Raw genomic sequence first — 14,833 nt, 5'->3', positions numbered from 1 at the left:
CTGAAATTTGTTACATCTTTTTCAAAATAATTCGTTCTGCTTTTTCCAGCAGACTTTCATTTGCTGCATTGTTAAAATGAGCGCTGACCGAGTAAACCGTGCCGTTAATCTCGGTATCAAAGTTGATTGGGTGTGGGTGCTGCGTCCTGCGAAACCAATCAATTCGTTCCTCTTTGCTCATCTTCATCAGCCTTGCGGTTATATCGTCAATGACGGTATAAAGTTCATCGTTTTCACTGCAAGCATTGCCTTGCTCGTCAAGATAAATTACCTCGTTCATCGTGAATATCCCTCCTTCTTTTTCATCTGTTTTTCCTGCTGCCGCAATTCTTTATTGCGGATTTCATTTGCCGTAACCATATCCAAGGTGTCCTGTATGCCGATAGAACGCTCCTCAATGGCGTAATTGCATTTGAGTTCTTTTCTTAGAACGGTTATCTTTTCGGTCAGTTCCGCCTTGTCTTTACGCAGGGTTTCCTTATCCTCCGGCAACGCTCTGCGGATTTTGTTTTTCAGCTTTTCTCTCTGCTCGCACAAGGTCGCAAGCGCCTTTTCTGTCAGCTCCCGGTCGGTATAAAGCTCCTCAAGGGTGTTTATCTTTCGGGCGGACATATAGTTGACTTGATAGGAAATTTCGTCAAGTTTTCGCACCGCTTCTTTGAGATACGGACTTGTGGGTTTATAGTCCGTGCCTTTCGGCAGGTATCCCAACTGATAACAGTAATACAGATACAGACGGTAAATATGGCTTGTCCTTTTGAACGGTGTATAAGCGTCGTATAAATCTCTCGGCATCTGCGGCGGTATCGTAATCACCGTTGCAGGAATACTGCCGAAGCTGCGGTAGGTGCGCCTAATTTCCTGTTCTATAAACTCCGGCGTCCATTTCTCGTTGAGGGTATCCAATCGGGTAAAGCCTTTATACTGCGGCAATTTTACTTTCCAATGCTTGCCGCTGAAATCCACCTCGTAGCCTTTTCTTACAAGGAATTTTTCAAAAAGGCGGAGATTGTTACTGCAATACATAGCATTGGAAATATCTTCTCGGTACACATTGTATCGGGTAGGCTTGCCTGCCTTTTCGTCAAGCCATACAGGTCTGCTCGGCGCTTTGTGCGGATTGCTAATTACCGACAATCCGTATTCAATGCACAGTGCGTCCGAAGTGTCCCGTAGTCTTTGCCGTTCCGTATTGGAATAGTTGTATTTCTTTCCATCAAGAAAAGATACGGAGTTAAAGGCGAAATGATTGTGAATATGGTCTTTGTCAAGGTGTGTGGTTACAACGATTTGGTATTTATCTCCCCACATTTCCCGTGCCAGCTTCACACCGATTTCGTGCGCCGTTTCGGGCGAAACCTCACCAACCTGAAAGCTTTGATACTCGTGCCAAGCAATATATTTATCGTCTTTGCCGTATCGCATTTTTGTCAGTATCATCTGTTGAAGTGCAGTTTGCTTTAAGCAATTAAGGGCGGAAACATATTCGCCCTTTTCCGTTTTCGCAGGATTCTGCACATAAGAAAACACATTGAAAAAATCCGCCGTGCCTTTCGGAACGGTCTTGTCGGGATTCTCCACATAGTCGATTAAATCTTTCAGGTTTCCTTTAATATGCCATAATGAAGTTACCGCCATATCACACCGCCTCCTGCAAATCAAGGATAAGACGCTCGATTTCCCTGCACTCATCAGCCGCCTGCAGATAATACGGGATACATTTTTCAAAGGCGGCGTGCAGTTCATAAAGGGCGTTCATCATATCCCAGAACGCTTTCGGTGGCTCAGGCTTCGGCGTATTGCCATTGCAAAGCTGACGGATAAATTCCGTTTGTGACAGTCCGCACAAGGCAGAACACCTTTTCAGTTTTTCGTTTTCTTCTTCGGTCAGTCTTAAAGTTATGACCGTTTTATCTTTCTTATCTTTCAAAATTATCATCTCCTTTTCATAAATTTTGGTGGTTTTATCAGGGTTATAGGGCAGAATGCCCTGAGAACAGTCCGCCGCCCATTCGGGTGCGGATTGGGATTTTGGTATCAAAATCCGATGCTCGTTATCCCTGTGGACAGGGAAATACCGTTCTCCTGCAAATTACTCCTATCTCTTTAATTTAGGCCTTTGCAACTGTCACTAAAACTGTCACAATAACCGTCACTTCCGGTAGCCGTAGTTGGTTAAACGGATAATCCTTTTTCGGTTGGTGCGGCGAAACTGAATTACAATATCCCGTTTGTAGAAATATTCGTAATCAAAGCGGTGCAGTAATTTTGTGACGGTATTGGGCGGAGTGTAACTGTCACCGATTTCAGCAAGCAGTTCGGTTGCCGCGCCTTGCCATTCCCGTCGGTTTTCCATAAACCGTAATACTTTCCGAAGAAAAGGGTGGTTCTCAGTCAGTATAGGCTTGCTCTTATCCGGCATTTCTCCGAGGATTTCCGCCACAAGCCGTTCACCCTTTGTCATCTCTTTCAAAGCTGTCACTTCCTTTCTCCTTTGTGGTGGTAAAAGCGATGTCATTTTGGCTCAATAATCTTTCGTGACATCACTTTTGTGTCAATTTGGCTCAGCTTTTGCCGTTCTACCCGAATGTCGTTTTTGTATGCCTGCCCCTGCTTTTTCAGCGGCGTTGTTTCGCTCTCGTCATTTATGACGGTTATCGCAAAATCATATCCCATTCGGACGGTCATTCAGTTGTTAAGTAAAGCGGCTTTTCATACCCCTCCAATGAGTAGCCAGCGGGAAGGGCAAAAATATGCCTTTTTTGAAAATTTCTTCAAAAGTTTTTCTTCCTATATTTAATTGCTGACTTTTTTCGGAGTTTGGCAAAATTATTTTTGTAAACTTCCCACTAAGGCAATAATGGGCAAAACAAAAAGCCGCTACACAGACATCAAGAATCTGCGGGAGCATTGCTCTCGCTTCAAAATGATGTTCTATGTAACGGCTTTGAAATTCAAAGACGGGACTGTTTTGCACCCGTTCACTCGCTGACAGTACCAAAAAGCATAGAGTGGCGGTGACGATATTTTCTCTTAGCATACCGCTGGCATTGGGCGGCTTTTGCCGCATCTCTCAATCTTACATCAATATTCAGTTGTCCGTGACGGTTAAACTGTCACATCATCATTATACAGAACAAGCGTTCTATTGTCAATGTTAAAATCGCTTAATTTGTAAAATTAATTCGAAAATTGTTGAAAAATAGTTGACATGAGAATATAATGTATGTATACTAATATGATTTAGTTTCTGAATTCTAAATGGGTGGCTTGGGAAAGGAAGGAGAAAAATATGTTTCATTATTTTGAAGATAAGGAATTCATTTCCAAAATGAGATGTTTAGGTGGACACCTTTTGCAAGACACCTGTCATATTCTTAATATGAAATATGGTATCGGTGCAAAGTTTTATCTTGTTGGAAGTGGAAGACGTAAACTTATCACCCAAAATGAAGAATTACCTATCGACTTGGACTACAATCTTGAAATTGTTCGATGTGATGATTTTGAGGATTGTCGTTACTTAAAAGAAAGTACACGAAAAGCATATACTGAAGCGCTGAACAACGAAGGGCTTGATGCTTGTGAAGATTCGACCTCATCTTTAACATCAAAACAAATATACTTTACAACGGGAAATAAGACAAGGTTTTCATTTGATGTATGTATTGTAACAAAAGATACTAAAGGCAATTATCATAGACTTATTCACGAAAAAACGGGATTTACTTACACAGATAGGTACTACTGGAATATTGCACCAAATTCTAAAGAAATTAAAATGAAATCGGAATTTATAAAGCAAAAAGGAAAATGGAGATTGCTACAGAAGGATTATTTGAGAGTAAAAAACAAGTATCTATCTCGAAACGACCATAATCATCCATCTTTTATCTGTTACGTTGAGGCAATTAATAATGTTTATAATTCAAGGAATAATTGGTAAGAAAGGATAGTTAAGATGTATTGTAAAAATTGTGGTAGAATTGTAGATGATACTTCATCATATTGTAATAACTGCGGGGCTCGAATCGATAATAAGCCCAATGCAAATGTTTCTGAAGATTGTTCAAGTTTTGGGTTTGCTATCTTGGGATTTTTTGTTCCGATTGTTGGTTTAATCCTCTTTCTTATATACGAAGGAAAGAAACCCAAACGAGCTAAGTCGGCGGGTAAAGGTGCTTTGATTGGCTTTATAACCAAAATTGTTTTGTCGATTATTCTTGTAATTCTGTATGTCGTTTTTGCCGCTTCGCTTTTTAGTAACATATCAGATGATATTGAATCTAATATCCCTGCAATTGGTGATGTATTTAGAGAAGAAACGACAGATGAAATTTTAGAAAAATATGTTGAGGTTTCTTTCGGGGAATTCAAAATCACTAATAATGGCTACTTCTCCGAGACATCACTTGATATTACAGTAAAAAATAAAGCTGAAAAACAATGTACTTATTACATAACAATCGAAGCAGTAGATGCAAACGGTGCAAGAATTGAAACAGATATGATTTACGCTGATAGATTAGGTGCTGGTCAAGAGATATATTTGAAAGCCTTTGAATATGTAGAACAGGAAAAATTAAATCAATTCAAAAACGCAACTTTCAGAGTTTTAGAAATAAATAAATATGATTACTAATTTTAAGTGAGGTGCTATATGGGTAAGCATTTTTTTGATTTTGAAGATAGCGATTTTGCTCATTCTATCTCTGATAATATGGCAATAGATTCCGAAGGAGATTTGTTGATGAGAATGGGCGATAATATGGCAATGGATATGGATTCTGGAGAGCTGCATATTATTTCTGGTTGGTCTAATGATGAAGATGATGACTAAAATAGCGGCGATAGAGAGATTTTATTCTCCCTACCGCCGCTAATATTATGCGAATATCAATTCTGTATTTACGATTTCCTTTGCTCTGTTGCGGATATTATTCATCCGACCAACCCACTCCATTTGGTTATCCACCTTAAGTTGTTCGGTAACACCCTCACGCTCTGCCATCTGTTTTACGAGCTGAAAAAACATATCCTCAGCCTGTTTGTCGATTTCCGCAAGATGTGAATTTAGTTTACCACTCGTAAGCAAGTTCACATACAAAACCTTACGGTGTTGCTTCAAGTATCGTAGATGCCGCTGTCCCCATACACCGATAGACTGATTCTCTTTTTCGGGAAGTGTCAGACAAGGGATATAATAATCCCCCTGCTTTTCATACCATAAACCGTTCTGCTCATTATAAATTCTGTTTTCCATTATGTAATCCTCCAAAATAATTGATTTTCCTACAATTTCAATCAATCCGGCTGATTACAAAGCCAAAGGGAGAAGCTACTTCCCTATGTAGTCTCTCCCTTGGGAATTATGATATTTTTTAAAGAAATTCAACAGATGCGCCTGATCGTAAAAGCCATAGTCCGCAACCGTGTCCTGAACGTTGAAATCATGATCCTGCAGACAGGCCTGCCAGATCAGCTGATACCGGATCAAAAGCGAAAGACGCTTGCCGCTGACGCCGTAAAAATCCAGAAATTTCCGTTCCATCCAGCGTTTCTCAAGGCCAAGCTCCGCCGCCAGATCCGCGATCGCCAGCACGCCCTTGCGCCGAATGATCAGCTCCGCCGCCCGCATGATGAGCGGCGGTATCGGATCCGCATGCTGATGCGCAAGCAGAAAGGCTTCCCACTTCGGCCACAGCGCTTCCAGACTTTCCGCTGCGTCAAACGCCTGCTTCAGCCCTTCCGCCCAGCCGGGAAAATAGAAATCCATCTGATCCTTCGTATTCCGCACGGCCTTTAACGAACCTGTGCAGAAGCTGGCGACGGCCCAGAAATAAAAGCGGATGCCGATCAATCGCACGCCGGGCCGGGCGCTGTCGTTGAACGAGGTGAACGTAAAATCGTTGATCCCGCAGAAAAAAATCTCGCTTTTCCCGGTTTCATCGACGCACAGAATGATGTCCATGCACGTATCGGGAATCACGATCTGATCGCACTGATCGGTATATACCCAGAAACAGCGGATCCACGGCTTCAGCGCCAGACACGCTTCAATCTCCCGGTACCCCGCGCCCTGATTGGCGGTCAGCGGAAAATAAGCTTCCGCTAAAGTTTCGGCTGACATCGGTTTTCCCCCCCTCTCTGTTCGCTTGACAAACGTTTCGTCGTTCAATATGCCGTTATTATAGCATAGCCGGACCGGGTAGAAAAACAGCGAAACTTTGGGAATCTTCCAGCTGACATTCCCTTGCGATGATCTGACAGAGACTTTATAACAAACTGAAACCGGCGAAGATGGAGGGAAGATTTTTATTCCCCTGTCCGCCTGTTTTGCTATCCGTCTGTTTTGCTATCCGTTTGTTTAAATACCACAGGAAATCCGTCTGCGGCAACGAAAAAAACAGAGATTCCCGGTTGAATCTGTCCTGCCGGAATTCTCTGTTTTCTTTTTATTCGATTCAATTTTAATTTTAATCCATGCTCATTGCTGACTGCGGGCGATCCGCGCGATGTGCACGACAAGAAACGTCACTTCTTCATTCGGCAGGATCCGGCCATATTTATCATACAGGTAACTCTTGATTTTCAGCGCCACGCCCAGCTCTTTCGGATAGCGCGTCTTGATCTGCTCAAATAACAGATCGTCGTCGTTCTGAAGCAGCTTGTCGGTAAAGAAGCGGTCGACAAAGAATTTGATATGCGTGATAAACCGCGCCGTATGGATGCTTTGGGAATCGAGCTCACGGTTGAGCGAATAGCGGACCAGATTGATGAGTTCGCCGATCAGCTTGGCATTGCGGGCGGCGTCGTAATCCGGGTCGCTTCCCGCCTGGGCGTTGGCCAGATGAAATGCGATATTCGCCGCTTCCTGTTCCGGCAGCTCCACGCCTAAGCGCTGGCGCACCTGTTCGACCGCGTGCAGCCCGGCCTCAAATTCCTGGGGATAGAAGCTTTTGATTTCCCAGAAGACGCGGTTGGTAATCACCATCCCGGTGCGGATCCGTTCCAAGGCAAAGTTGAGATGATCCGCCAGCACAAACACCAGATTTTCCCCCAGCGGCGTTTTTAAGCGCTGCTGAGCGTCGATCACGATATCCTGCGCCAGCTCCAGAATCGCTACGGGCAGGCTGTTGACCAGCTCGACAATTTGCCGGGAACGGGCGTTGTCAACAGGCAGAAACACCTGGTTTTCCTGACGCTGGGCAATCACGTTGCCCGGCTTCTGTCCGTAACCGATGCCTTTCCCCAGCAGGATCGATTCCTGATGCGCATCGTCTTCAACCAGCACGACACTGGAGTTCAATACTTTTTTGATCCGCATCCCCGCTTCCCTGCCTTTCTGCTTCGTCCCTGCTGGACGTTATTGCTCTTCAAAATCCAGACTGTTGTTCTGAATGACTTTCTGATACCAGTAAAACGAATCTTTTCTGATTCTATTATACGTGCCGTTGCCCTGATCATCAAGATCGACATAAATGTAGCCGTAGCGCTTGGAGATCTGCTTGGTCGATTCGCTGATCAAATCAATGCACGCCCAAGACGTATAGCCCATCAGCTCGACGCCGTCCTCTTCGATTGCGTCCAGCATACACTTGAAATGCTTACGCAGATAGTCGATCCGATAGGGATCATGCACCTTCCCATCCCCGCTCAGCACGTCTTTCGCGCCCAATCCGTTCTCTACGACGAACAGCGGCTTGCGGTAACGATCATACAGATCGACTAAGGAAATCCGCAGTCCGATCGGGTCGATCTGCCAGCCCCATTCGCTGGTTTCCAGATGCGGATTCTTGACCGCCAGAATCGTGTTGCCCGGGGTGACGTCCAGTCCGGTTTCATCCGCCGCTACGCAGCTGGACATATAATAGCTGAACGAAACGAAGTCGACCGGGTACTGCTTCATCACTTCATCATCGCCCGGCTGCTTCACGATGTGGATGTTGTGATTCTTATAGTAGGACAGCAGCGTCGAGGGATATTCGCCGAACACCTGCGTGTCGCTGTACGCATAAATGCTGCGCATCCGCTTCTGCGTTTCCAGCACGTCCTCCGGCTTGCAAGAATACGGGTAGTAGGTCAGCTTGGTGATCATGCAGCCGACCTGGGAATCCGGGATGATCTCATGGCAAATCTTGGTTGCCAGCGCCGAGGCGACAAACTGATGGTGCATCGCCTGGTAACAGACCTCTTCAAAGTTCTTCCCCGGGAAACGGTCTTCGATCAGACCGCCGGTCGTGTACGGATGGCGGATGATACTGTCAACCTCATTGAAGGTCAGCCAGTATTTCACCTTGTGCTTGTAGCGTTCGCAGATCGTCCGGACATACTTTTCAAAGAAGCCGATGACTTCACGGGAATACCAGCCGTCGTAATTGAGCACCAGATTCAGCGGTGGTTCATAGTGCGACATCGTAACCAGCGGTTCGATGTTGTATTTCTTGAGTTCGTCGAACACCTCGTCGTAGAACTGCAGGCCGGCCTCGTTAGGCTGTTCGTCATCGCCGTTAGGATAAATGCGGCTCCAGGCGATCGACATGCGGTAGACCTTAAAGCCCATCTCGGCCATCAATGCGATGTCTTCTTTATAATGATGGTAGAAATCGCTGCCGTGCCGTTTCGGATAGTTGACCTCGTCCTCCGGATGGGCCAGCGCTTCCTCAATGTCCCGGGTTGTGATCTGGTTGTGGCGGTTATAATCCTTGACGTCGGCGTCGAAATGCGCGCGGGCCGCGTCGGAAACCGACCAGCCCTTGCCGCCTTCCCGCCATCCGCCTTCGATCTGATTGGCAGCGGTCGCCCCGCCCCATAAAAAGCCTTCAGGGAATTTTCGCATATTAGTCTTCCTTTCTCTGCGTCTGCAGAATAACGTCGGTGTTTTCGGCATGGCCCGTCTTCACGACGCTGACGTTCATGTCCTGGGAATTGGTGACAACTACCGGAGTGATCGGATCCAGCCCGGCGTCCTTGATCGCCTGAATATCAAATGTCAGAAGCAGATCGCCGGTTTTGACACTGTCGCCGGCCTTGACTCTCGGCGTAAACGGCTTGCCTTGCAGATTGACGGTATCCAGGCCGACATGGAACAGAATTTCCGTGCCGTTGGCAGTCGTCATGCCTAAGGAATGCTTCGTTTCAAAGACCATCTGGATCGTGCCGGCGGCCGGAGCGCGCAACTCGCCGACTTCCGGAATGATCGCGACACCGTCGCCCAGCGCTTTCTTGGAGAACATTTCATCGCCGACCTGATCCAGTGCGACAACCTGACCGACGATCGGGCACAGCACATTCAGAACGTCATGGCTGCCTTCCAGCGGTTTCACCGGGGCGGCCGGAGTTGAAGCCGCCGGGGTTTCTTCTTTCCACAGAATCAGCGTGAAGATAAACGAGGAAACCAACGCCAGCACGAAGCCCGCGATTGCCCAGACGATATTCATTTCGTTGGTGCTGTCGATGAACATCGACATACTGGCTGCGCCCGGACCGACGACCGCGAACGCCTTGACCGACAGTAAGCCTAAGAACGCGCCGGTGAGGCCGCCGCCCAGCATGACGCTGTAAAGGACTTTCTTATTCTGCAGCGTCACGCCGTAGAGCGCTGGTTCCGTAATGCCCATGAAGGCGGAGATTCCCGCGGAGAAGGCGGTTGATTTCAGCGTTTCATCTTTGGCTTTTAACGCGACCGCGAAGCAGGCGCCGGATTCCCCGATGTTGTGCGCCAGCGACGCCGGCAGATACAACATTTCATAGCCCAGCTCGCCATAAGTCGCCAGAGCGTACGGCAGCAGCGTCTTGTGCATGCCGGTCGCCACCATTAACGGCAGGATCGCCGACAGAACTGTCAACGCCACAAAGCCGAGCTTGTCATATAAGAACAGGATCGCCGCGGTGAAGATCTGGCCGACATTGTAGCCTAATGGACCTAAGAACAGCAACGTGACCGGCACGGTGACGGCCAGTGTGATCATCGGAACAAAGAAGATCCGGATCGGTTTCGGCGAGATTTTGTTCATGAGCCGTTCCATGAACGCCAGGAAGCTGACGCACAGAATCGCCGGGAACACCTGCGCATTATAGGCGATGCTCTGCAGCTGAATGCCGAACAGCGTCGTGCCTTCGGCGATCATCGTCGTCACCGCCGGCAGCAGCGTTACGCCGACCGCGGCAATCGCGACCAGCCGGTTGCTTTTCAGCTTGTTGGCGGTCGTCACAGCCACCATCATCGGTAAGAAGTAGAACGTTGCGTCAGAAATCGCGGCAAGAATCTTATACAGCGCGTTCGCGTCGTCCATGACATGCAGCGCGACCAACAGAATCAGGATCGATTTCAGCACGCCCGCGCCGGCGATTGCCGGAACTAACGGCTGGAAGATACCGATCAGAAAGTCCAGCGCCATTTTGCCGAGCTTCTGTTTCTCCGCCGGGGCTGCCGGGGTTGTCTGATCATTGAAATCAATCATTTTCAACAAGGCGTCGTACACCTCGACGACGTCGTTGCCGATGATGATCTGGAACTGATTGCTGCGGACGACGCCCATGACGCCCGGGACCGCTTTCAGTTTGTCCTCGTCGACTTTTTTCTGATCGTTGAGCGTGAAGCGCAGACGGGTCGAGCAGTGCTCAAGCTGAGCGACGTTTTTTTCTGTGCCGACATATTTCAGAATCTCGGCGGCAGTATGTTTATAATCCATAGATTTCTTCCTCCATAATCGCCAGATCGCCGGGCTGTTTCCTGTTCGCTTTCCTCCCTCTGGCCCCAAGGCAGGAAAACAAAAAGGCAGGATCCATCATAAAAGCCACGTCCTCCTTGCGGATTCCGTTTGTTTTATGAGATCCTGCCTGCATTACCAGTTACATGTCCCTTTGTCTTTTGCGAGCTTATTATAAGCTGGATGAAAGCGCTTTGTCAATCCCTAAATTTTATTTTCGTTATTTTTTAAAATGTCGATCAGCGGCGCCTGCGGCATATCCAGCTTCACGGTTTCCGCCGGTTTCGGTTTGAGATCTTCCAGCGCGCGGCGGTTAAAGATCACGATGACCTTGAAGAAATCGCCGTCCGTCTGAATCGTAAAGTGCGCGTGCTGGCTCTCCGCGAAGCCCTTGGCAATCGCCAGTCCCAGCCCGGAGCCTTCCGAGTTGCGCGATTTATCCCCGCGCACAAAGCGTTCGACTAAATCGTTCGGATCGAAGTCGATCTCCGTCTGGGAAATGTTGCGGATCGACAGCACCACTTCCTCGCCCCGCTCGATCAGCGTCAGATAGACGCGCGAGCCGCGGAGTGAATATTTCGTCACGTTGGAAACAAGATTTTCCACGATCCGGTACGTCTTCTGCGAATCGAGCGGCAGCACAATCTTATCGTGACTGTACGAGGTCTTAATCGTCAGTCCGGCATTCTCAATCGCCGGAGCCAGCTCGAACAACGTCTGCGAAATCAAAGAAACAAGATCGACATCCACGACGTTCAGCTTCAGATCGCCGCTGTTCGCCTTGCTGACTTCAAACAAATCCTCAATCAGATGCTTCAGACGCATGGAATTGCGTTCCAGCACCGCCAGATATTCCTGCCGCCTGGCTTCGTCCGGCTCCTGCTTCATTAAGTCGATATAGGAGATCAGCGAGGTCAGCGGGGTTTTCAAATCGTGGGAAACGTTGGAAATCAGTTCCGTCTTCATCTTCTGACTCTTGGTTTCTTCCGCGATCGCCGTGTTGAAGCCGTAGCGGATATCATCCAGCTCGCTGTGCAGCGGCTCGAAAATGCCTAAATCCTCATGCACTTCCGTTTCCAGATCGCCCCGCGCCATCCGCCGGGTACAGCCCAGCAGCGTCTCATAGTCGCTGCGCAGCCGCTTCAAAGCCCGCATGATGATGAAATACAGGAAGACCGTGTAGATAACCGCCGCAAAGAAATCGTCCAGAAGCAGACACAGAACACTGATCAGCGCGACGTTGACGACCATTAAACGGATCAGCCGCGAATGCGCTTTCTCTGAGAAATCAACGGTAAAGCATTCCTTGGTCCATTGCTTCAGCGTTGACCAGCCATGCCGCACGCCATGCCAGAGCCGCCGCCACAGCGTGATCGTCGCCATCTTGCTCCACGTTTGACGCCAGCCGTCCCGCAGCGCCGCGCGGATCCAGTAAATCGCGCAGTACAAGCCGAAGCATTCCAACAGGAACGTGAACTCATAACCGAGAATCTGAAAGACGCCATTCATGTCGTCAATCGACTGGGAATAAAGATCAAGCATGATGCCGCCCAGATTATAAGACATTTCCTCTATCATCAGCAGCGCGATCAGGGTAACCAGAATCTGCGCTTCCAGTGGAATCCGGTCGAGCAGCTTCCCAAGCCGGGTATCGCGCATCTTGCCGCGGGTAAAGTACAGCGCGCCTAAAAACAGGATGAAGTACAACACCATGTTGATCCGCGAGGCCAGCTGCCGATAGGAATAATATTCGGCGTTGTGGATCAGGCTGGTAATCGCGTCATCGCTTTCCAGCACGTTGGGAATGCCAAAGATCAGCGTGATGTCCTTCAGCACCGGCTCATGCAGCTCCAGAGAGAAATCCCCATAATACTGCACATAGTTCGTCAGTACGCTCAGCGGATAGAAATCCGAATAGCCATAACCGCTGTTGGACGTGACGCTCAGCACACCGTAGCTGTCGTATTCCGCGCGGATCCAAAACTGATAGTTTTTGGATAATTCGCTGTCGGTCTGAGCCAACACGTTGGTTTTGGGTCTGCGCACGGTCGTCTTAGTGACGTTGTCAATCGCCAGGGCATGCAGATTACCCAGCTGCAGGCTGTTTTCAAGCTCCTGCTGCAGCGACCAGTCGAGCTGCGATTTCTGTTCGTTGATCTCACTCTGCGTCCAGCCGTCTTCTAAAAGAAGCTGCTGCTGATCAGCGCTGATCAACAGATCGGCGTAGCCCAGATCAGTATGGTTGACCTCGTTGATCAGATCGCGGATCATCGTGACCGCATAGTCGTTGATCCATGCACGAACCGCGCGGCTTTGGCCGAACAGCTCGCGGTGAGTTTCCGGCCCGGCGTTCTCGCTGATCGATCCGGCCGATGGGATAAGGATCAGACTCAGGAAACAGATCAGAACCAGAAATCCGGCCAACAGTTTTTCTGAAAATTTGGATTTATTCATTCCTTTATCCCTTCTCTATTTTGTAGCCGACGCCCCACACCACCTTCAAATACCGCGGATTGCGGGGATCGATCTCAATTTTTTCACGGATGTTGCGGATGTGCACCATGACCGTATCGGTCGCGATCGCTTCCTCGTTCCACACTCGTTCGTAGATTTCTTCAGCGCTGTAGACGCGTCCCGGATTTTTCATCAACAGCTGCAGAATCCGGAACTCAATCGGCGTCAGGCGCACCGGATTGCCGTCGAGCGACACTTCCTTGGTATCGTTGTTCAACTCCAGGCCGCCGACCGTATAGACCTGTTCATCCTCGCTCTGATGTTCTTTCAGGCTTAAGAATTTGGCATAGCGGCGCAGCTGGGAATTCACCCGCGCCAACAGCTCCATCGGCGTAAACGGTTTAGTGATATAATCGTCCGCGCCCATGTCCAGGCCGGTGATTTTATCCATGTCCTCGGACTTCGCCGACAGCACGATCACGGGAAAATCATAGCTCTGCCGCAGCGTCATGATCATCGTCAGTCCGTCCATCACCGGCATCATCAGATCGACAATCGCCAGATGAATCGTCTGACGGGCCAGAACCTCCAGCCCTTCCTTCCCGTTATAGGCGCGATGAACGCCGTACCCCTGGTTCTTTAAATAGATTTCGATCGCGTTGCCGATCTCGACTTCGTCTTCGCAGACGAGAATTTGATAGTTTTGCATGGTTTGCTCCCCTCACTGATTCTTCCTTTAGTATAGAATAAACTCATGAAGTTGCAATGGATAAAAAGCTTAAGAATTAGTAAAGATTGCGGTGAACGAGGAATTCTGTGCTGGGCGAGGGTTCGGAAAACGGCAGAATCTGATCCAGAAGCGGATCATCAAAGCGGCCGTGCAGCGCCAGCGCGCCCCCGATCACTAACCGCACCCTGGCCAGCATGACCCGGGCCTGACGCGTCAGCGACGGATCATAGGCGACAATGCAGCGGGCCTGATCCTGGAACGCTTCCAGCATATCCTTAAGAATATCCGGGCGCAGTGAATAGGTCAGACTGTTGGGCCGATGGGTATTGTAATGAACCAGGGTATCCGGAACGATCACGGTCTTCTCCGCTCTCAGCAGTATCTGGGGAATCAGCTGGACGTCCTCAAACACCCGGCCTTCCCAGAACTGCAGACCGTCGAACAGCGACCGCCGGATCAGCTTGCCCCAGGCGTAGTTGCGCACCTGGCGGTCCTTCATCAACATTTTCATCAGCGTCCGCTTGTGCGGAACCTGAACACGGCGGACATGGCGGCGGGTTGTGATCCGGCCTTCATAAACGTTGCCGCAGATCACGACGTCGGCCTGATACCGGGCCTGTGCCGCGACCAGCGTTTCCAGTGTGCGCCGCTTCATCCAGTCGTCGCTGTCCAGAAACAAAATGAATTCGCCCTTCGCGGCCTTTAGCGCCGCGTTGCGGGCCGCTGAGACGCCGCGGTTTTCCTGATGGATGACCGTGATCAGCTCGGGATGGATCTTCGCGTAGAAGTCCAGCCGCGATCCGGTGCGGTCCGTGGAGCCGTCGTCGACGGCGATCACTTCAAAGTCGTGATAGGTTTGTTCCAACAGGGAACGGATGCAGGTATAGATTTCTTTCTCGCTGTTATAAGCGGGGATTAAGACGCTGACTTTCATGAT

The 14,833-nt window shown here is 49.0% G+C and carries 16 protein-coding genes; 3 read left to right on the top strand and 13 right to left on the bottom strand.

Annotated features, from left to right (window positions below):
* Positions 1 to 10 precede the first annotated feature (10 nt).
* The 5 genes from I2G61_RS00640 to I2G61_RS00620 form a co-directional block, all read right to left on the bottom strand.
* Positions 11 to 280, bottom strand: coding sequence for a transposon-encoded TnpW family protein (locus I2G61_RS00640; RefSeq protein ID WP_195547743.1), 270 nt, complete (start codon positions 278 to 280; stop codon positions 11 to 13).
* A complete protein-coding gene (locus tag I2G61_RS00635) occupies positions 277 to 1,638 on the bottom strand; it encodes a relaxase/mobilization nuclease domain-containing protein (RefSeq protein ID WP_195547742.1) in 1,362 nt (453 codons plus the stop codon). Before I2G61_RS00635 ends, I2G61_RS00640 begins: the two co-directional genes overlap by 4 nt.
* Position 1,639: 1 nt before the next feature.
* Positions 1,640 to 1,930, bottom strand: a complete 291-nt coding sequence (locus tag I2G61_RS00630; RefSeq protein WP_229100623.1) for a hypothetical protein — start codon at positions 1,928 to 1,930, stop codon at positions 1,640 to 1,642.
* A gap of 222 nt (positions 1,931 to 2,152) precedes the next feature.
* Positions 2,153 to 2,473, bottom strand: a complete 321-nt coding sequence (locus I2G61_RS00625; protein WP_195547741.1) for a hypothetical protein — start codon at positions 2,471 to 2,473, stop codon at positions 2,153 to 2,155.
* Positions 2,474 to 2,695: 222 nt separating this feature from the next.
* Positions 2,696 to 3,070, bottom strand: coding sequence for a hypothetical protein (locus I2G61_RS00620; RefSeq protein WP_195547740.1), 375 nt, complete (start codon positions 3,068 to 3,070; stop codon positions 2,696 to 2,698).
* Between the two features lie 222 nt (positions 3,071 to 3,292).
* On the opposite strand from I2G61_RS00620, the gene I2G61_RS00615 reads away from it, so the two are divergent.
* Genes I2G61_RS00615 through I2G61_RS00605 form a run of 3 tightly spaced genes read left to right on the top strand, consistent with a single transcriptional unit; the run spans position 3,293 to position 4,840 of the window.
* Positions 3,293 to 3,946, top strand: coding sequence for a hypothetical protein (locus I2G61_RS00615; protein WP_195547739.1), 654 nt, complete (start codon positions 3,293 to 3,295; stop codon positions 3,944 to 3,946).
* A gap of 15 nt (positions 3,947 to 3,961) precedes the next feature.
* Complete coding sequence (locus I2G61_RS00610) at positions 3,962 to 4,642, top strand: zinc ribbon domain-containing protein (protein WP_195547738.1); 681 nt, start codon at positions 3,962 to 3,964, stop codon at positions 4,640 to 4,642.
* An 18-nt stretch (positions 4,643 to 4,660) separates the two neighbouring features.
* A complete protein-coding gene (locus I2G61_RS00605; protein ID WP_195547737.1) occupies positions 4,661 to 4,840 on the top strand; it encodes a hypothetical protein in 180 nt (59 codons plus the stop codon).
* Positions 4,841 to 4,885: 45 nt separating this feature from the next.
* Here I2G61_RS00605 and I2G61_RS00600 read toward each other — a convergent pair whose 3' ends face one another.
* The 8 genes from I2G61_RS00600 to I2G61_RS00565 form a co-directional block, all read right to left on the bottom strand.
* Complete coding sequence (locus I2G61_RS00600) at positions 4,886 to 5,263, bottom strand: TnpV protein (RefSeq protein ID WP_195547736.1); 378 nt, start codon at positions 5,261 to 5,263, stop codon at positions 4,886 to 4,888.
* Between the two features lie 75 nt (positions 5,264 to 5,338).
* The gene (locus I2G61_RS00595) at positions 5,339 to 6,130 is read right to left on the bottom strand and encodes an AraC family transcriptional regulator (protein ID WP_195547735.1); all 792 of its coding nucleotides are present in this window, start codon (positions 6,128 to 6,130) and stop codon (positions 5,339 to 5,341) included.
* 357 nt (positions 6,131 to 6,487) lie between these two features.
* Positions 6,488 to 7,327: a PRD domain-containing protein gene (locus I2G61_RS00590; protein ID WP_195395387.1), complete on the bottom strand. Its 840-nt coding sequence runs from the start codon at positions 7,325 to 7,327 to the stop codon at positions 6,488 to 6,490.
* A gap of 39 nt (positions 7,328 to 7,366) precedes the next feature.
* Entirely contained in the window at positions 7,367 to 8,839 is a 1,473-nt protein-coding gene (locus I2G61_RS00585) for a glycoside hydrolase family 1 protein (RefSeq protein WP_195395388.1), read from the bottom strand.
* 1 nt (position 8,840) lies between these two features.
* Positions 8,841 to 10,694: a beta-glucoside-specific PTS transporter subunit IIABC gene (locus I2G61_RS00580; RefSeq protein WP_195547734.1), complete on the bottom strand. Its 1,854-nt coding sequence runs from the start codon at positions 10,692 to 10,694 to the stop codon at positions 8,841 to 8,843.
* A 222-nt stretch (positions 10,695 to 10,916) separates the two neighbouring features.
* The gene (locus I2G61_RS00575) at positions 10,917 to 13,166 is read right to left on the bottom strand and encodes a HAMP domain-containing sensor histidine kinase (RefSeq protein WP_072685016.1); all 2,250 of its coding nucleotides are present in this window, start codon (positions 13,164 to 13,166) and stop codon (positions 10,917 to 10,919) included.
* 4 nt (positions 13,167 to 13,170) lie between these two features.
* Positions 13,171 to 13,875, bottom strand: a complete 705-nt coding sequence (locus I2G61_RS00570; protein ID WP_072685015.1) for a response regulator transcription factor — start codon at positions 13,873 to 13,875, stop codon at positions 13,171 to 13,173.
* A 76-nt stretch (positions 13,876 to 13,951) separates the two neighbouring features.
* Positions 13,952 to 14,830 carry a glycosyltransferase family A protein gene (locus tag I2G61_RS00565; RefSeq protein WP_072685014.1) on the bottom strand — a complete coding sequence of 293 codons (879 nt, stop codon included), beginning with the start codon at positions 14,828 to 14,830 and terminating at the stop codon, positions 13,952 to 13,954.
* Positions 14,831 to 14,833: the final 3 nt, after the last annotated feature.

It is taken from the genome of Holdemania sp. 1001095H_141210_F2, assembly GCF_015558105.1.
GTDB lineage: Bacteria > Bacillota_I > Bacilli_A > Erysipelotrichales > Erysipelotrichaceae > Holdemania.
Note: the sequence above shows the minus strand (reverse complement) of the source record. Positions and strands in the feature narration are given on the sequence as shown.